Below are 15,674 nucleotides of genomic sequence, written 5' to 3'. Positions count from 1 at the left end.
GGAGCGCCCAATCATGCGCTTGATGCTTCACCTCTTCCGCACCTATCCCACGGCCAGTGTCCTCATGGTGCTGGCCTTACTGCTGTCAGGGTTGGCGGAGGGTCTGGGCCTCTCGGCTATGCTGCCAATGCTCAAGATCGCGCTGTCCTCGGGCGAGGCGGCGGCACATGCCGAACCGCCGGGCGAGGTGGAGCAGGTGGTGCTCAACGTTCTGGCATGGCTCGGGGTGCCGGCAACGCTCGGTGCGCTATTATCGCTGATCGTCGCCATGGCCACGATCAAGGCGGTGCTGCTACTCGTGGCGCAACGGCAGGTTGGCTATACGGCGGCGCGGGTGGCGACCGACTTGCGGCTCGAGGTGCTACGCAACATGATGCGCAGCCGTTGGAGCTTTTTCCTGCATCAACCGGCGGGCAGGCTGACCAATGCCCTTGCGACCGAGGCGCAGCGTGCATCAGACGCCTATCTTCACGGGACAACCTCGCTGACCTTCTTTATGCAGGCGGTCGTCTACGGGTCGGTGGCGCTCGCGGTCTCTTGGAAGGTGACCGTGGTCAGTCTCATGGCGGGCGCGACGGTGATCTGGCTGTCACATTTCCTCGTCCGGATGATGCGCAAGGCAGGAATACGGCAGACCGAACTCATGACATCCCTGATGTCCCACCTCACCGACACGCTGCACTCTGTCAAGCCGTTCAAGGCGATGGCGCGCGAAGCCCAGATCGATGAAGTGCTGAGCGGCGAGACCAATCGACTCAACAAGACGCTGCGCAATCAGGTCCTGGCAAGCGCGGCACTCGATTCCGGGCAGGACCTGATGTTCGTGATGCTGATCGCCTTGGGTATCTATCTGGCGATCGGCGTGCTGTCGATGGAGTTCGCCACTGTCCTCATCCTCGCGGTCGCCCTGGGCCGGACCTTTGCCTTTCTTGGGAAGGTGCAGAAGCAATATCAGAAACTGGCTCAGACCGAGAGCGCCTATTGGTCGCTCAAGGACACGAGCGCGCGCGCCGCAGCCGAGCAAGAACATCTGGGCGGTGTTGTCACACCCACTCTGGAACGTGGCATCACGCTCACCGACCTGCGCTTTTCCTATGAGGGGCATTCGGTTCTCTGTGGTGTCGATCTCGAGGTTCCGGCGCATCGGATTACGACGCTCATTGGTCCGTCCGGCTCGGGCAAGACCACGATCATCGACCTCGTGACCGGCCTTCTGCGTCCCGATAGTGGCCGGATAAAGATCGACGGGGTGCCGTTCGAGGCTGTGGACCTGCGCGGGTGGCGGCAGATGGTGGGTTATGTGCCACAGGAAACCGTGCTTCTGCATGACACGGTGCTGCACAATGTTACATTGGGTGATCCTGGCATTTCCGAGGCGCAGGTCATCGCCACGCTGCAAAAGGCCGGGGCCTGGGATTTCGTGCGCAGCCTGCCCGAGGGCTTGGCCACCGTCGTGGGCGAGCGCGGCGGCCGGTTGTCTGGCGGGCAACGGCAGCGGATTGCCATCGCCCGCGCCCTGATCAACGCGCCGCGGCTCCTGATCCTTGACGAGGCGACCAGCGCGCTCGACCCCAAAAGCGAGGCCGAGATCATCGCCACGCTAAAGGCGTTGAGACACGATCTGACGATCCTCGCCATCACCCATAACGACGCGCTCGCAAAGGCTGCCGACTTGGTTCACACGCTCGAGGTGGGCGAGCCGCTCCGGAGGGCGGGATAAGCGCAAGGCGCACTGCGACCAAGCGAGCGGCGCTGTCCTGAGGGTGAGCGTCGCCACACCAGAACCGGAGACCGGCAGGTCCCTTGCCCTGCCACGCCTGTCAATTCCCGCCGTTTGAGGCGGCCTTCGCTTCAATGGCGGACTCCTGCCAAATTCTGCTGGTGCAGAGCCAGTCGCCGGGACGCGCGCGGATCCAGTTTTCGTAGTGTTCGTGGATTTGGCAAGTGAGATCGAGCGCCTGAGCATTCATATCGGCATCCGGATTACGCGGAGTGAGCGGCGCGTGAAAGCGCACGGTAAAGCGCGCACCGGGATGACGCTCGACCTGCACCGGCACGAGCGGCGCACCAAAGCGCAGCGCGAGACCCGCAGGCAGGGTAGAACTGTCCTTGTCCGCTCCGAAGAAGGGGATCGGCTTGCCGCCCTTGATGCGCCGGTCGATGATCATCGCCGTGGCATTACCTCTCTTGAGCGCGTCGAGAAAACCCCGCAGCCCAGCCTCGCGCGAGATCATCTCGCAGCCGAGCCTGGAGCGATGGCGCACCATGATCCTGTCAAGCCACGGATTGGCCAGCGGCGCATAGAGCGCGTGCGAACGGATGCCCAACTGCGTCATCGCGGCGCAGGCCACCTCCCAGTTCGCGAGATGGGCGGCGACGAACACAACCGGCGTGCCGGGGCGGCAATAGGAGGGGTCTGGCTCGACCGTCTCGATGCGCAGAAGGCCGCGCCTGGGGTACGTGAACTTTGCCAGATGCGGGTATTCGGCGAAGACCGCACCGGCATTACCCCAGACCTCTTCGGCCAGCTGCTCGATCTTTTCTGGCGGCGTGCCGGGCAACGCCAGCGTCAGGTTGGCGCAAACGTGGCGGGTCCGGTTCCTGAAGACACGCCCCAGCAAGCGACCGAAACGCCTGCCCGTGGCAGAGGCCCAGGTCAGCGGCAGCGCCCCGAAAAACGCGCTGATCGTTCCGATCAGGGCCAGATCGGCGGACCACAGTATTTTCGCGGCGGCCTGACTGTCGAGCAGCTTGTGATCAAGGCGGCTTCCCAAGATGTATTTCGACAAGACGCACCTTTGAGCGATGAACGATTTTTTGGTTGGTGATCGGGTTTTCCCAACCGGTCTGCAAGCGCTCGCTGGCAAGGACCCGCCGCCCCGGCGCACGGAGATGTAACATTCTTACCGGTCTCACTGGCACCGGCCCCTGGCTGGCCCAGATGTTAGACCTCGGGATGCTTTCGAAACCGGGCAACACAGCACACGAAGTTATCGGACAATCCCACGCTCCCATGGCAAAAGAAGGTCGAAATGTCCTGCAAGCGTCATTGCGGCGGACGCAGGAACCGGATCGGACCTTCGACGCTCACGACAAGTGGGGTCTGGCCGCCGCCTGTCATGAAAAGCTCGCCGTCGAGATTCAATTCGCCGTCAAGGTACATCTCGATACGTTCGGTGCGGAAGCTTTCGTAGCCGTTCCCGGGTGTCGTGTGTCGATTGAGTCGCCCCCGCAGCACCGAAAGGATCGTGCGGCCGAATCTCTCGGCACCACCCCGGATGGCGGTGAGGCCGATGCTCCCGCTCTCCTGCGCCCAAAAAGGGCGCATTCCCAAGAACAGCCGATCAAGCGTGCTCGCCACCAGGATGATCATGGGTGCCTCTGCGCGGCAAACGGGTGGGGTCTCCGGACGGTGCAGTGCAAGGCCGACCGGGGTGGGCTGGTAGAAGCGCCTATCTTGCCGGACAAGCCCCCAGAGCGTGCGGATAAGAGTGAGTCCAAGGCTCCACTCTCCGCGCAGGCCCCGTGAATGAACCTTGTCATGGGCAAATCGCGTGGCCTGCATGATCGCGCCGGTGCCAAGGAACATGCCATACCGCACAGCACCATCGGCCGCTCCTGTCACGCGCATTATATGGCGGCTGCGGATATCCCCACCTTCCAGCGGCGCGCCGGCATCGAGCCAGCGGCACACCCGGTCGAGTGCGCGGGCGGGCGAGGAGGCCAGCCCAATATCGCCTGCCGTCATGTTGGACGTGCCACCGGGTAGCAGCATGACAAGGGGCAACGTCTCGGCGCGCCAATGTTCGAGCATCAGGCCGAGCGTGGCCGAGATTGTCCCGTCGCCACCGTTGATAATCACCACGTCCGGGGCCGCGTCGTACAGCACGGGCATCAGCGCGCGCGCCTCTTCGGGCGAGCGGGTGACATAATGGGTGACTGCACCATAGGCCGAGAGCCGGGCGGCAAGCCGAGCAAGCCCCTTGCGATTGTGGCCGCTCTTCGCGTTGGTCAGGACGCAGATACGGACCATCATCGGCGGCCCATGGGCAAGCGCCGGACGGTAGGTGCAAGGCTGCACGTGGTATCGCAGAGGATCGTATTGTCCGTATCCGCGTATATCGCTGGGTTGTCGACACCGAGGCCTGTGCTCCGGCACAGACGGGCGGGCATGGCCGAGGGTTTGATGAACAGGAAGAGCCGGCGCGCCGTTTCGCGGCCAAGGGTGCACGGCAGAGAGATGTGGTTCACAGTCGATCTCTAAATTGGTATTTACAATGCCTATTTATCCAATGTAGCATGAAACACAAGCTCAAATCCCCGAGGTTCCATGTTATCCGCAGAGTCAGATATCGTGGATGCGAAGTGCCTGTCCTGCTTGCCGGCATGGGCGGCGTTTCCCGCCGGGAACTGGCCGCCGCCGTGGCCAACGCGGGCGGCTACGGCATGTTGGGCATGGTACGCGAGTCTCCGGAACTGATCACCGAGGAAGTTATCACGATGCGGTCCGGATCGGTGAAGAGCATAATGGACGCTACTGGAAAGCTCCAACTGGAAGAGGAATTCATTCCACCCATTCATGGGAATGCGAAGAGCGTTAGGTGGAAATTCTGGAGTTCTTCCTCAACGGTGACACAAGTCAAGCCATTGATCCTGACGTGTTTCCTACTCGGGGCGTTTCCCGTCAATTCAGTCGCGGCATCCGAGGATCTGCTTGTTGCTTCTGCGGGATGCGGCGGTCGCCTTTCGGCTCAAATAGACCATGAACGACTGATAGGATCGGTGAAAATGCGTGAGTCAATCAAAACGCGCTCGGCGTTGTTTGCGCTTATGAAAGCGGTTTCAACAGAGAACACCATAGCAGAAGCTCATGGTATCTGGATTGGTTCGAGACAAGCCCATTCTGCACTGTTGAAACGCGCAGCTTATCCTCGGAATGAAAAAGACGGAGCATTGGCGGCCAAGCGAGCTGCACAACTTGTTGCGCATTGTACCAGACTGGTAAGAGGCTTTCTTGATGACCGAAAGGATAACATTCGCGCAACTGGGACATTGACAGGAGCGATCAATCCGGGCGGGAGTGGTGGCGCAGAAATCAAGAGCTACCGGTTCTTTTCGTCATTTCCCAAATGACCGCTGCTGTCTACGGCAATCGGCAAAATCGCGCGTGTGAATCTGAAATCTCTCAGCCTTCCGAAGGCGCCTCCATCAGATAGCTCTTGATCTCCTCGCTCCCGGTCAGGCCCGGCTGGGTTTCGCCCTGAAGGTCTTCGGGCACCGTCCAGCCCGGCTCGCCCCCGGTCATGTCGGGCAGCTCATGGGCGATGCCCTTGTGGCAGTCGATGCAGGTGCGCTCGTCCGACAGCAAGTACTCGGTATGGATCTCCGCCGCGCGCGGCGACTGGCAACTGAGATCCATGGCCGTTTCCGAATAGCAGTTCCGGCATTCGAGGCTGTCATTGGCCTGCAGCCGCGACCATTGGTCGTCGCCTACGGAACGTCCAAGAAGACCAATGCAAATGTGGGCTACGAGATTTTCGTCAATGACGATCGGGCGGTTTGCGGGTTAACCAAGCCGACGCGCTTCGTTCTGGCGCGCCGGATCCGCGTATCGCGGCACGACGCCCGCTTCGTCACGCAGAAATACAGTCCGATCAGTGGCAGTCTGCCGGTAGCGCTCATGGATCGCCTGCGCCAGTTGCGCGGCAAATTAACGACACTCTACGGCGATGAGGAACTGCGTCACGTGCACGAGTGGATAGGCGCGAACTGCTGCAAAGATCGCGACAGGATCGCTAAGGCGCTCCAAACGCTGCGCAGCCTGCAGTACGCCGCCGCGTGAAATGAAGCCGCAGCAAGGCGCACGATCCCCGATAGGTAAGCGACCTCAAAAGTGGGGGGCGGCCGAACGGCGGCCCCCTCGCCCGGGGTCTATGCCATCCTGCGCGAGCTTTACCCGAACCTCGCGGCGGTGCCGGGCACCGTGAACGCGCAGGGCAGAACTGAACTGATGCGGTGGAGCCCCGTGGAACTCTGGAACCCATCGCGGCCAGTTACCAGAGGGCGCGGCTATCCTTCGCAATGTTGTTCCAGTGATGGTTGATCTGATGATTGATGCACCTTTAGCCGAATGGGGCGTGCCGACCTCTTTTTCGCCGAGCAATTTCCTGACGGCAGCGTCCTCGAGGATGTTCAGCACGTATCGGTCTTCAGTCCAATCAATCGGCCTTGAACCCTCGATCTGATTCATGCCGCATCCTCCGTTCTGATCGCGGGAGGGTCACCGCCGAGGCCGGCGAAAGCCAATTGGCGGCACGAGAAGACGATGATCTGCTGCTACAGCGCCACGCGGTTCCGTACGCGCTCGGGTCTTTGTCACTGAAGCCCAAAATCTCCAGCCTTTTTTTTTCTTCGCCTCAAACCGGCCCGGCCAATCTTCTCTTCTGAGTCGCGGTGAACATTCGCTGCAAAGGCACCGACGCGCACGGGTTGAGGAGACGAAAGCCATGCTTAGGATCCCCGAACTAACTTTTTTGGACCAAATAAAACAATTATATAACAGTATCTTACGCGGGAGATATCGGATATCTGCCACTACTCGAGTTCGGTTCATTTCCGGGGCAATCAGGATGAACCGACTTCCCGAACTCCTAAGATCGGAGCTTCCGGATGTCTCTTCGCGCACAACCCATTGCCGTCAAGGAAAATACGGCTGCTGCCATGCTCGACATGTCACAGGCAGAATTCCGGCGACTGGTGGGGCGCGGCGCCCTGCCGCCGCCGTGTCAGATTGGGGAAGCGGTCCGTTGGCGTGTCGCCGATCTCGAAGCAATCCTCATTGGAACCAAACGAAAGCCAGACGGTGATGACGATTTCGAATAAAAGCAAACCAAAAAAGCCACGGATCCAGCGCGAGCGTTTGAAATGGGTCTGGCCCCGGAACGGGTCTGAATGGGAGCCGTATCACCGGGTCACCTGGACAGATAGTTCCGGCAAGAGAAAAGAACGTAGCATCAAGCTCGATTGGCAGGGTGATCCTCGAAAGCTTGATGATGAATACTGGGCGGCAGAGGCGGGTCGACACCCGGCACAACGGAAACCATCCAAGCACACTTGGGCTGAATGCATCCGCGAGTGGCGTAGTGATGCCCTCATCCAGAAGAAGCTCTCGGCTGGCACCAAGAAGTCGTACAATCGCGAATTCGAAAAGATTCTCGAAAAGAACGCCGACAAGCCGATGTCTTCGACCACCAAGAAAGCCATCCGGAAAAAACACAACGCTATGTCAGCGACGCCGAGGGCAGCCGACTGGATGTTGCAGGCCGTTTCCATTCTTTGGAACCATGCAAAAGACAAGCTGGAGTGGCCGCTTGGAGACAATCCGGCCCATGGTGTCGACAAATACGGCTCGCAGCGAGTGTTTTTGACCTGGCCAGATTGGATGCTCGAGGCGCTCGCCAGCGCGCCCGACGACGTGCGGATCGCAGGGGAATTGATTCGTGGGACCGGACAGAGGCCTGCTGCGTCGATCAAAATGCTCAAAAGCGCATTCAAGGGCGAATGGGTTACCGTCACAGATGAAAAGGGTAATGAGACATTCGACATCTATTGCCCTTGCCGTCTGAGAACGTTGGTCGAGAACCTGGAGAAAGGCCCGAGGCATGTGCTTGCAAAATCGGAGAAAGCGCCGCGTTCCTATGACGTTGTAGAAAAGTCATTTCGAGCGTGGCGCGACACTCTTGCAGAAATCGCCGAAGAACACGACGATGACGCAAAACGCTACAGTCTCCACGGCCTCCGGAAGCGCGCGTGCGTTGAACTTGCCGAAGCCGGTTGCACGGATGCAGAAATCCAGGCCGTGACGGGCCAGAGCCTTGAAACGGTCGCAAAGTACCGAAAAGAGGCGAACCAGAAGGCGATGTCTCGAACAGCGCAGATGCGGCGGTTCAAAGAGTGAAGTGGGAGTCAGCAGTGGGAGTCACGCAAAAACCGGAAAAGCCGCCGATCAACGGATCGGCGGCTTTTTCTTGCAAAGTCATAGACTTGTGATGGTGCCCAAGGCGAGACTCGAACTCGCACGCTGTTGCCAGCGGGGGATTTTGAATCCCCTGCGTCTACCATTCCGCCACTTGGGCACGCCACGCTCTGTAGCGAAGCATGCGCGCCACGTCCAGTGGCCAAACGTGTTTTTTGGCGACAATCTCGCGGGACAAATCCCTGTGCCTTGACCCCGGCGCGCGGGCGTGCTGTCTCTGCCTGAACCAACAAAAAGAGCCTCCGATGATCCGCGCCCTCTACGACTGGACGATCCGAATGGCCGAGCATCGCAATGCGATATGGGCGCTTGCTCTCGTCTCATTCGTCGAAAGCTCGGTTTTCCCGATCCCGCCCGATGTGCTGATGATCCCGATGATCCTCGCCCGGCCCTCACGGGCCTGGCTGATCGCCGGCGTGGCACTCGTCTCGTCGGTGCTGGGCGGGATGCTGGGTTATGCCATCGGGGCCTACGCCTATCAGGAGATAGGCCAGCCCATTCTGGCCGCATTGGGCAAGGGCGACGCGATGGAAGCGTTCAGCACGAGGTTCAACGATTTTGGCTTCTGGGCGGTGCTGACGGCGGGGGTAACGCCGTTCCCCTACAAGGTGATCACCATCATGTCAGGCTGGACGGCGATGCCGCTCGGCACCTTCATCGCCACCTCGATCCTGGCGCGCGGCATCCGCTTCTTTCTGGTGGCCGCCCTCTTGTGGAAATTCGGCACCCCGGTGCGCGACTTCATCGAACGCCGTCTCGGGCTGATGACCATTCTCTTCGTGCTGCTGCTGTTCGGCGGCTTTTATGCGACAAGGTTCCTATGATGCCCCTCAGTCAACGCCAATTGATCCTGATCGCGGCCTCGGGCTCTGCCGCGCTGATGCTGGGCGCGCTCGCCTTTCAGCATATCGGTGGCATGGCCCCGTGCAAGCTGTGCCTGTGGCAACGCTGGCCGCATGTCATCGCGATTGCGCTCGGGGCGGCCGCACTCGTCGCCCTGCCCCGCCTGATGGCATTCGGCGGGTTGCTCGCCGCGCTCGCCACGGCGGCGCTCGGAGGCTATCACACCGGGGTCGAGCGCGGCTGGTGGGAGGGGCCTTCGGAATGCTCTTCGACAGGGGCGGCGGGGCTGAGCACGGATGATCTCTTCAACCAGATCATGGCCGCCCCGCTGGTGCGCTGCGACGAGGTTCCTTGGGAGATGCTTGGCCTGTCGATGGCCAGCTGGAACATGCTGGTATCGCTCGGCCTCGCGGCGCTCTGGCTGATGGCACTGCGCGCGCGCTGACGTATTGAGGGAAGCCGTTTGCTAACGGCTTCCAAAGCGGCTTGCAAGCCGCTTTCCACGCGCCTTGAAAGGCGCGTTCAAGGCCTTTGCAAAGGCCTTGCCCCTACCCCCCCGATTTCCAGGTATTCAGCAGCAGGCTCGTCTCCGAACTCGCGATCCCGTCGAAGCGCCGGATCTGCGCCAGCACCCGGTCAAGCTCTTCCAGCGTCTCGGTGCCGATCTCGACGATCACGTCCCACCGGCCATTGGTCGTATGCGTGGCGCGCACGGCACTCAGCCCGTTGAGCTGACGGATCACCCGTTCGGTGCCGCGCCCCTCGATCCCCAGCATCATCAATCCGCGCACCGGATCGCGCGCCGTATCACCGCGCAGCACCACCGTGAACCCCACGATCTCGCCACTCGTGCGCAGCCGCTCGATCCGCGCCCGCACCGTGGTGCGCGACACCCCCAGCCCAATCGCCAGATCCGACAGCGAGGCCCGCGCATCGTGGCGTAGCATCGAGATAAGCCGCCGGTCGGTATCGTCCATTTTGCAGGTCCTTGATTTCGTTTCGCACAGATATCCCCCGATTAGTGCAAAACAGCCGCTTCAAATCAACCCGTTTCGGCAGCACCCTCACCGCGACACGCACATCACCAGAGGTTTTCATGACACCGCAAGACATCATCCTGATCGGTGCCCCGGTAGATAGCGGCAAGGATCGGCGAGGTTGCCTGATGGGCCCCGACGCCTATCGCACCGCCGGTCTCGCCGAGGCGCTGATGGATCTCGGCCACCGCATCTCGGACACCGGCAACTTGACACCGCAGCCCGCCACCCCGGACCCGGCCCTGCCGCCGCATGTTTACGCGCCCGAGCAGACCGCCGGCTGGACCGCGACCCTTGCCGAGGCCGCAGAACATGCCCTCGACACCGGGTTACCTGTCTTCCTCGGTGGCGATCACAGCCTATCGCTCGGCTCTGTCGCAGGCGCGGCCAATCACGCCGCCAGAGAGAACCGCCCGCAGTTTGTTCTCTGGCTCGACGCGCATAGCGATTTTCACACGCCGCAGACCACCGCCTCGGGCAACCTGCACGGCACACCCTTGGGCTATGTCACCGGGCGCGCGGGCTTTCACGGCTTTCCGCCCGTCGCCCATCCGGTGCCCGAGGAGAACATCTGCATTCTCGGCCTGCGCTCGGTCGATGCCGCCGAGCGCGAGGCGCTGCAAGCCACGCAGATCCGCACTCACGACATGCGGGTGATCGACGAGCAGGGCATCTCACGCCCGCTCGGAGCCTTTCTCGATCGCGTCGCCGCTCAGGGTGGCGCGTTGCATGTCTCGCTCGACGTGGATTTCCTCGATCCCTCCTTCGCCCCCGCTGTCGGCACCACCGTGCCGGGCGGGGCCACCATCCGCGAGGCGCATCTGGTGATGGAAATGATCTGCGACAGTGGCCTCATGACCTCGCTCGACCTCGTGGAATTGAACCCCTTTCTCGATGATCGCGGTCGCACCGCGCAGGTGATGGTCGATCTTGCGGCCTCGGCGCTTGGCCGCCGCGTCTTTGACCGCCCCACATTGGCCTATAGCTGAGGATACGCCCATGACACTCGCCCCCTCCGACAAGGCGCTCGTGCCTTTCGTGTCTGTCGACAACATGATGAAACTGGTCCATCACATCGGGATCGAGCCGATGTTGCGCGGTCTGGCCGACTATATCGAGGCCGATTTCCGCCGCTGGAACCTGTTCGACAAGACCCCCCGCATCGCCTCGCATTCCGACGAGGGCGTGATCGAGCTGATGCCCACCTCCGATGGTGAGGTCTACGGTTTCAAATACGTCAACGGCCACCCCAAGAACACCAAGGCCGGATTGCAGACCGTCACCGCCTTCGGGCTTTTGGCCAATGTCGGCAATGGCTACCCGGTGCTTCTGTCGGAAATGACCGTGCTCACCGCGCTGCGCACGGCGGCCACCTCGGCGATGGTGGCAAAGCATCTGGCACCCAAGGGGGCCGACACCATGGCGATGATCGGCGCGGGCGCGCAGTCAGAATTCCAGAGCCTCGCGATGAAGGCGCTGGTGGGTCTGAAATCCGTGCGCCTCTATGACACCGACCCCGCAGCGACCGCAAAAGCCGCGCGCAACCTCACCGGCATGGGGCTGGAGGTGCTCGCCTGCCGCAGCCCCGAAGCCGCGATGGATGGCGCGCAGATCATCACCACCTGCACCGCCGATAAACAATATGCCACGATCCTGAGCGACAACATGGTCGGCAGCGGCGTGCATATCAACGCCATCGGCGGCGACTGCCCGGGCAAGACGGAACTGGCGGCGGGGGTTCTTAACCGCTCAACCATCTTTGTCGAATATCCCGAGCAGACCCGCATCGAGGGCGAGATCCAGCAGCTTGATGCCGACCACCCGGTGACCGAGATGTGGCAGGTCCTGTCGGGCGAGGCGCCGGGGCGCACCTCGGCCGAACAGATCACGCTCTTCGACAGCGTCGGCTTCGCCATCGAGGATTTCAGCGCCCTGCGTTACATCCGCGACCATATCGGCGGCACCGATTACTACATGGATCTCGACCTTCTGGCTGACCCGGACGATCCGCGCGACCTGTTCGGGATGCTGCAACGCGCCGCGCCCTGAGACGCGTGTCACGAACTTGAACCAGAGACGTGTTTCTGCGATAGCCTCATGCGGTTTCCCCTCAATCGGGCAGCACGACGGTTGCTTGGCCTTATGGCGGGCTTTGCGCAGTAAACGACACGTCGGCCTTTTGGGCCAGTGGACCACGCCGGCACCGCATGGCTGATCGGAATGTGTACCACGCGTTACCCGAGATCGAGGGCACATGGATTTTTGCATCATCATACCGGTCTACAATGCGGGGCCGAAGATCGAGCGCACCATCGCCAGCCTGCTTGCGCAGACCGCGCTGAAGGATGGCACGGCAAGGCTACGTTGTATCGTCATGGATGGAGCCTCCACGGATGACACCGTGGCTCGCGCAGAGGCCATGAAAGATGCGCGCATCGAGGTCTGCTCCGAGCCGGATCGCGGCATGTATGACGCGCTTGCCAAGGGGCTCGGTCTGGTAGATGGCGACGTGACCGGCTATCTGCCCGCGGGCGAATTGCTGGACCCGCATGCCTTTGCCGTGACTGCCGAGGTGCTGAACCGATACTCGCAGATCCGCTGGATCACCGGTCAGGAAGTCACGCGCAACGAAAAAGGGCAGATCGTCAATTGCCGCCTGCCGCATCCATTCCACAGGCAGTTTTTCGACTGCGGGATGTATGGAACACGACTGACCGTGCTTCAGCAGGAAAGTACACTATGGCGCAGCGCGCTCAACGCGCATATCGATCTGAACCAATTGGCGGGTTGCAAACTCGCCGGCGATTTCTTTTTGTGGCACAGTTTCGCGCGGCACGAGCCGCTATACGTCATTGACACGCATATCGGTTCTTTCACCGTGGAACCTGACCAGTTGTCGAAGCAGGTTCCGGGGGGCTATCGCCGCGAACTCCGCGCGTTGCGCCGCCGTCCCGCACTATGGGAAAGGGCCGCCGCCCTGATCTACCGGCAATATGTCAAACGCACCCGACCGGGCAAATCCGCACCGCGCCTCGTGCGCTACGATCATGACGCACAGGAATGGCGGTTGACCGGGGCGTGACCGCGCTTAGCGCCCCTTGAAGAGGCCACCGAGAATACCTCGTACGATTCGTCTGCCCGTAGTCCCCTTGAGTTCCTTGAGAACGACCGAGGCCAGAGCCCCACTCAAACTTTCAGGCTCTGACATCCGGCGCGCCCGGCCAGAGCTGGCCCCGCCGGAATATCGCCGTGCCGCCTTGAATTCGCGCGCGGCCTCTGTTTCGGCCTCTACCGCAGCGGCCTCGGCATCCTCAGCCTCCTTGGCTGCTGCCTCAGCCCGCGCGGCCAGAATTTCATGCGCCGATTCCCGGTCAATCGCCGTCTCGTATTTGCCAGCGACAGGCGATGTCGAGATGATCGCGCGGCGGCTTGCCGCATCGCATGGGCCAAGCTGCGTGGCAGGCGGGCGAATCAGCGTGCGCTCGACCACCCCGGGAACACCCTTGTCCTCGAGCATAGATGTCACGGCCTCGCCCACACCCACATCCCGGATCGCATCCACCGTATCAAAGCGCGGGTTGGGACGGTACGTCTCGGCCGCACGGCTGAGCGCCTTTTGATCGCGTGCGGTGAACGCGCGCAATGCGTGCTGAAACCGGTTGCCAAGCTGGCCGAGAATATCCTCTGGAACATCATCTGGGTTTTGGGTGATGAAATAGACCCCCACGCCTTTGGACCGGATCAGCCGCGCCACCTGCTCGACCTTGTCGACCAATGCCTTTGGCGCGTCATCAAAGAGCAGATGCGCCTCATCGAAGAAAAACACCAACTTCGGCCTTTCGACATCCCCAACCTCGGGTAAGGTCTCAAAGAGTTCGCTCAAGAGCCACAAAAGAAACGTCGCATAGAGGCGGGGCGAGTGGATCAAGCGATCGGCGGCAAGAATATTGACATGGCCACGCCCCTCGGGCGTCACGCGCATCAGGTCCTCGAGCGCCAGGGCCGGCTCGCCAAAGAAATGCGCGCCGCCCTGATTTTCGAGAACCAGCAGCGCACGCTGAATGGCGCCAACCGAAGATGTGCCGACATTGCCATACCGCAATGACAAGTCGGCGGCATTCTGTCCGACCCACGTGAGCAAGGCCTGAAGGTCCTTGAGATCGAGCAGCGGCAATCCCTCTTCATCGGACACCCGAAAGGCGATGTTGAGCACGCCCTCCTGCGCATCCGACAGGCCCATCAGACGCGACAGCAACAGGGGTCCCATTTCGGCCACCGTGGTTCGGATCGGATGCCCCTGCTCTCCGAACAGGTCCCAGAACACCACCGGGAATGCATCGTAGCGGAAGGCGTCAAAGCCGATTTTCGCCGCGCGCTCGCTGAACGGAGCATGCAGTTTGTGCGCGGGGCTGCCCGCAATGGCCATGCCCGACACGTCACCCTTGACGTCAGACAGGATGACGGGCACCCCCGCGTCAGAGAAACCTTCGGCCAGAATTTGCAAAGTCACGGTCTTGCCGGTACCGGTTGCCCCGGCGATCAGACCATGCCGGTTGCCGTATTTCAGCAGCAGATTCTGTTTCTGGGCATAGTCCGACCCGCCTCCCCCTACGAAAATCGAACTCTGCACGCTCACGTCCCCCGGTCAAAAAATGGTCACGGCTCGACCATACTTATTTAACCCTTCCATGCCAGTCTGAATTCATGCCCCTGACCGATGTCCTCTGGTCTTGGGTGACTTCCTCCCTGTCAGACTGGCCGCGCCCACCGGGTGCGGCCTTTTTTGATGGATTTTCCCGTTCCACTGTTGACGGTTGCAAAGTTCTGCCCTAGCGTTCCGGTCAATAACTAAGTCGGCCAGTCCGACGGGGAGAAAACAGAAAGAGGCCGTGAGGCCTCTTTCTTTTTGAGACAATGCGTGCCCTGTGTTGCAGCACCGCAAAAGCGGCGATTTCGGCGGAAACGCACCGCCCAGCCCATCATTCGCACCGATTTGGTCCTGACAGTACAGCCGCGCCATGCTAAATCGCGGGAAACAGCAGAATAGGACATGGGGAAACGATGCCTAAATTTCTTACGAGCTTGTCGATTGCCGCATTTCTAAGCCTTGGCACAGTGCTGAGCGCGCAAGAGGCAGCAGAACCCGCCCCGACACCCGAAGCCGAAGCCGAAGCCGAAGCGGAGAGCAGCGATGGCGCGGCCGGTATCGGCGGGCTGGATACGGGACGCGAAGTCAACGAGGACCCGTCCTATATCAAGGCGACGCATGAGGATTGGCAACTGAAATGCTTTCGGCCAGAAGCCGAGGGTCAGGAAGAGCTGTGCCAGATGTATCAGCTTCTGACTGAAAGCGGTGGAAACCCCGTGGCCGAGTTCAGCATCTACCGGCTGCCGGAGGGATCGCCCGTCGTTGCCGGTGCGACCATCGCCGCACCGCTCGGGACATTGCTGACCGAGGAAATCAAGCTGTCGGTCGATGGCGGCAAAGCGAAGAGCTACGCCTATTCGTTCTGCACGATGGGCGGTTGTTTTGCCCGGATCGGCCTGACCGAAGCGGATATCGACGCGATGAAGCGCGGTGTGAAAGCGACGATAGAGATCGTGCCGGCACAGGCTCCGGATCAAAAAGTGCGCATCGACGCATCGCTCAGCGGCTTTACGGCGGCCTTTGACGAGGCATCCATCCTGCAAAACTGATCGCAGCGAAGCTACGTTGCTCGGCGCCGCCTCTACCCGAGGCGGCGCTTTGCGTTTCCAGC

The 15,674-nt window shown here is 61.3% G+C and carries 17 protein-coding genes and 1 tRNA gene; 11 read left to right on the top strand and 7 right to left on the bottom strand.

Annotated features, from left to right (window positions below; translation table 11 throughout):
* The first annotated feature begins 13 nt into the window (after positions 1 to 13).
* Entirely contained in the window at positions 14 to 1,720 is a 1,707-nt protein-coding gene (locus Q0X85_RS09750; RefSeq protein WP_297771688.1) for an ABC transporter ATP-binding protein, read from the top strand.
* A 100-nt stretch (positions 1,721 to 1,820) separates the two neighbouring features.
* Here the strand turns inward: Q0X85_RS09750 and Q0X85_RS09745 are convergent, their stop codons facing one another.
* Positions 1,821 to 2,789 (bottom strand): lysophospholipid acyltransferase family protein, encoded by a 969-nt coding sequence (locus tag Q0X85_RS09745; RefSeq protein ID WP_297771687.1) that lies wholly within the window; start codon positions 2,787 to 2,789, stop codon positions 1,821 to 1,823.
* 257 nt (positions 2,790 to 3,046) lie between these two features.
* Positions 3,047 to 4,036 carry a diacylglycerol kinase family protein gene (locus Q0X85_RS09740; RefSeq protein WP_297771686.1) on the bottom strand — a complete coding sequence of 330 codons (990 nt, stop codon included), beginning with the start codon at positions 4,034 to 4,036 and terminating at the stop codon, positions 3,047 to 3,049.
* A 263-nt stretch (positions 4,037 to 4,299) separates the two neighbouring features.
* Here Q0X85_RS09740 and Q0X85_RS09735 point away from each other — a divergent pair, with 263 nt between their 5' ends.
* The gene (locus tag Q0X85_RS09735) at positions 4,300 to 5,133 is read left to right on the top strand and encodes a hypothetical protein (RefSeq protein WP_297771685.1); all 834 of its coding nucleotides are present in this window, start codon (positions 4,300 to 4,302) and stop codon (positions 5,131 to 5,133) included.
* Between the two features lie 52 nt (positions 5,134 to 5,185).
* On the opposite strand, the gene Q0X85_RS09730 is transcribed toward Q0X85_RS09735, so the two are convergent.
* Positions 5,186 to 5,515, bottom strand: a complete 330-nt coding sequence (locus Q0X85_RS09730; protein WP_297771794.1) for a NapC/NirT family cytochrome c — start codon at positions 5,513 to 5,515, stop codon at positions 5,186 to 5,188.
* Positions 5,516 to 5,521: 6 nt separating this feature from the next.
* On the opposite strand from Q0X85_RS09730, the gene Q0X85_RS09725 reads away from it, so the two are divergent.
* A complete protein-coding gene (locus Q0X85_RS09725) occupies positions 5,522 to 5,842 on the top strand; it encodes a hypothetical protein (RefSeq protein ID WP_297771684.1) in 321 nt (106 codons plus the stop codon).
* Positions 5,843 to 5,887: 45 nt separating this feature from the next.
* Here the strand turns inward: Q0X85_RS09725 and Q0X85_RS09720 are convergent, their stop codons facing one another.
* Positions 5,888 to 6,250 (bottom strand): hypothetical protein, encoded by a 363-nt coding sequence (locus Q0X85_RS09720; protein ID WP_297771683.1) that lies wholly within the window; start codon positions 6,248 to 6,250, stop codon positions 5,888 to 5,890.
* A gap of 419 nt (positions 6,251 to 6,669) precedes the next feature.
* Here Q0X85_RS09720 and Q0X85_RS09715 point away from each other — a divergent pair, with 419 nt between their 5' ends.
* Both Q0X85_RS09715 and Q0X85_RS09710 read left to right on the top strand, forming a co-directional pair.
* A complete protein-coding gene (locus Q0X85_RS09715) occupies positions 6,670 to 6,882 on the top strand; it encodes a helix-turn-helix domain-containing protein (protein ID WP_080456871.1) in 213 nt (70 codons plus the stop codon).
* Positions 6,866 to 7,957 carry a hypothetical protein gene (locus Q0X85_RS09710; protein ID WP_297771682.1) on the top strand — a complete coding sequence of 364 codons (1,092 nt, stop codon included), beginning with the start codon at positions 6,866 to 6,868 and terminating at the stop codon, positions 7,955 to 7,957. The genes Q0X85_RS09715 and Q0X85_RS09710 overlap by 17 nt, the downstream gene beginning before the upstream one ends.
* 92 nt (positions 7,958 to 8,049) lie before the next feature.
* On the opposite strand, the gene Q0X85_RS09705 is transcribed toward Q0X85_RS09710, so the two are convergent.
* Positions 8,050 to 8,135 (bottom strand) — tRNA-Leu (locus Q0X85_RS09705).
* Positions 8,136 to 8,280: 145 nt separating this feature from the next.
* On the opposite strand from Q0X85_RS09705, the gene Q0X85_RS09700 reads away from it, so the two are divergent.
* Both Q0X85_RS09700 and Q0X85_RS09695 read left to right on the top strand, forming a co-directional pair.
* Positions 8,281 to 8,859 (top strand): YqaA family protein, encoded by a 579-nt coding sequence (locus Q0X85_RS09700; protein WP_297771681.1) that lies wholly within the window; start codon positions 8,281 to 8,283, stop codon positions 8,857 to 8,859.
* Positions 8,859 to 9,323, top strand: a complete 465-nt coding sequence (locus tag Q0X85_RS09695; protein ID WP_297771680.1) for a disulfide bond formation protein B — start codon at positions 8,859 to 8,861, stop codon at positions 9,321 to 9,323. Before Q0X85_RS09700 ends, Q0X85_RS09695 begins: the two co-directional genes overlap by 1 nt.
* A 103-nt stretch (positions 9,324 to 9,426) precedes the next feature.
* On the opposite strand, the gene Q0X85_RS09690 is transcribed toward Q0X85_RS09695, so the two are convergent.
* Positions 9,427 to 9,855, bottom strand: a complete 429-nt coding sequence (locus Q0X85_RS09690) for an Lrp/AsnC family transcriptional regulator (RefSeq protein WP_074788290.1) — start codon at positions 9,853 to 9,855, stop codon at positions 9,427 to 9,429.
* Between the two features lie 119 nt (positions 9,856 to 9,974).
* On the opposite strand from Q0X85_RS09690, the gene rocF reads away from it, so the two are divergent.
* From rocF to Q0X85_RS09675, 3 genes are all read left to right on the top strand, one after another.
* A complete protein-coding gene (gene rocF / locus Q0X85_RS09685) occupies positions 9,975 to 10,904 on the top strand; it encodes an arginase (RefSeq protein ID WP_297771679.1) in 930 nt (309 codons plus the stop codon).
* Positions 10,905 to 10,914: 10 nt separating this feature from the next.
* Positions 10,915 to 11,964: an ornithine cyclodeaminase gene (locus tag Q0X85_RS09680; RefSeq protein ID WP_297771677.1), complete on the top strand. Its 1,050-nt coding sequence runs from the start codon at positions 10,915 to 10,917 to the stop codon at positions 11,962 to 11,964.
* A 205-nt stretch (positions 11,965 to 12,169) separates the two neighbouring features.
* Positions 12,170 to 12,997 carry a glycosyltransferase gene (locus tag Q0X85_RS09675; RefSeq protein ID WP_297771676.1) on the top strand — a complete coding sequence of 276 codons (828 nt, stop codon included), beginning with the start codon at positions 12,170 to 12,172 and terminating at the stop codon, positions 12,995 to 12,997.
* Positions 12,998 to 13,003: 6 nt separating this feature from the next.
* Here the strand turns inward: Q0X85_RS09675 and Q0X85_RS09670 are convergent, their stop codons facing one another.
* Positions 13,004 to 14,545 carry a helicase HerA-like domain-containing protein gene (locus Q0X85_RS09670; protein ID WP_297771675.1) on the bottom strand — a complete coding sequence of 514 codons (1,542 nt, stop codon included), beginning with the start codon at positions 14,543 to 14,545 and terminating at the stop codon, positions 13,004 to 13,006.
* 431 nt (positions 14,546 to 14,976) lie between these two features.
* On the opposite strand from Q0X85_RS09670, the gene Q0X85_RS09665 reads away from it, so the two are divergent.
* The gene (locus Q0X85_RS09665) at positions 14,977 to 15,612 is read left to right on the top strand and encodes an invasion associated locus B family protein (protein ID WP_297771674.1); all 636 of its coding nucleotides are present in this window, start codon (positions 14,977 to 14,979) and stop codon (positions 15,610 to 15,612) included.
* The last annotated feature ends 62 nt before the right edge of the window (positions 15,613 to 15,674 follow it).

The organism is uncultured Roseovarius sp. (assembly GCF_947259555.1).
Classification (GTDB): Bacteria; Pseudomonadota; Alphaproteobacteria; order Rhodobacterales; family Rhodobacteraceae; genus Roseovarius.
Note: the sequence above shows the minus strand (reverse complement) of the source record. Positions and strands in the feature narration are given on the sequence as shown.

Coding starts and splice junctions, on each gene's coding strand:
- Q0X85_RS09750 (WP_297771688.1), top strand. CDS start 14: ATGCGCTTGATGCTTCACCTCTTCCGCACCTATCCCACGGCCAGTGTC.
- Q0X85_RS09740 (WP_297771686.1), bottom strand. CDS start 4,036: ATGATGGTCCGTATCTGCGTCCTGACCAACGCGAAGAGCGGCCACAAT.
- Q0X85_RS09735 (WP_297771685.1), top strand. CDS start 4,300: ATGAAACACAAGCTCAAATCCCCGAGGTTCCATGTTATCCGCAGAGTC.
- Q0X85_RS09720 (WP_297771683.1), bottom strand. CDS start 6,250: ATGAATCAGATCGAGGGTTCAAGGCCGATTGATTGGACTGAAGACCGA.
- Q0X85_RS09715 (WP_080456871.1), top strand. CDS start 6,670: ATGTCTCTTCGCGCACAACCCATTGCCGTCAAGGAAAATACGGCTGCT.
- Q0X85_RS09710 (WP_297771682.1), top strand. CDS start 6,866: ATGACGATTTCGAATAAAAGCAAACCAAAAAAGCCACGGATCCAGCGC.
- Q0X85_RS09700 (WP_297771681.1), top strand. CDS start 8,281: ATGATCCGCGCCCTCTACGACTGGACGATCCGAATGGCCGAGCATCGC.
- Q0X85_RS09695 (WP_297771680.1), top strand. CDS start 8,859: ATGCCCCTCAGTCAACGCCAATTGATCCTGATCGCGGCCTCGGGCTCT.
- Q0X85_RS09690 (WP_074788290.1), bottom strand. CDS start 9,855: ATGGACGATACCGACCGGCGGCTTATCTCGATGCTACGCCACGATGCG.
- rocF (WP_297771679.1), top strand. CDS start 9,975: ATGACACCGCAAGACATCATCCTGATCGGTGCCCCGGTAGATAGCGGC.
- Q0X85_RS09680 (WP_297771677.1), top strand. CDS start 10,915: ATGACACTCGCCCCCTCCGACAAGGCGCTCGTGCCTTTCGTGTCTGTC.
- Q0X85_RS09675 (WP_297771676.1), top strand. CDS start 12,170: ATGGATTTTTGCATCATCATACCGGTCTACAATGCGGGGCCGAAGATC.
- Q0X85_RS09665 (WP_297771674.1), top strand. CDS start 14,977: ATGCCTAAATTTCTTACGAGCTTGTCGATTGCCGCATTTCTAAGCCTT.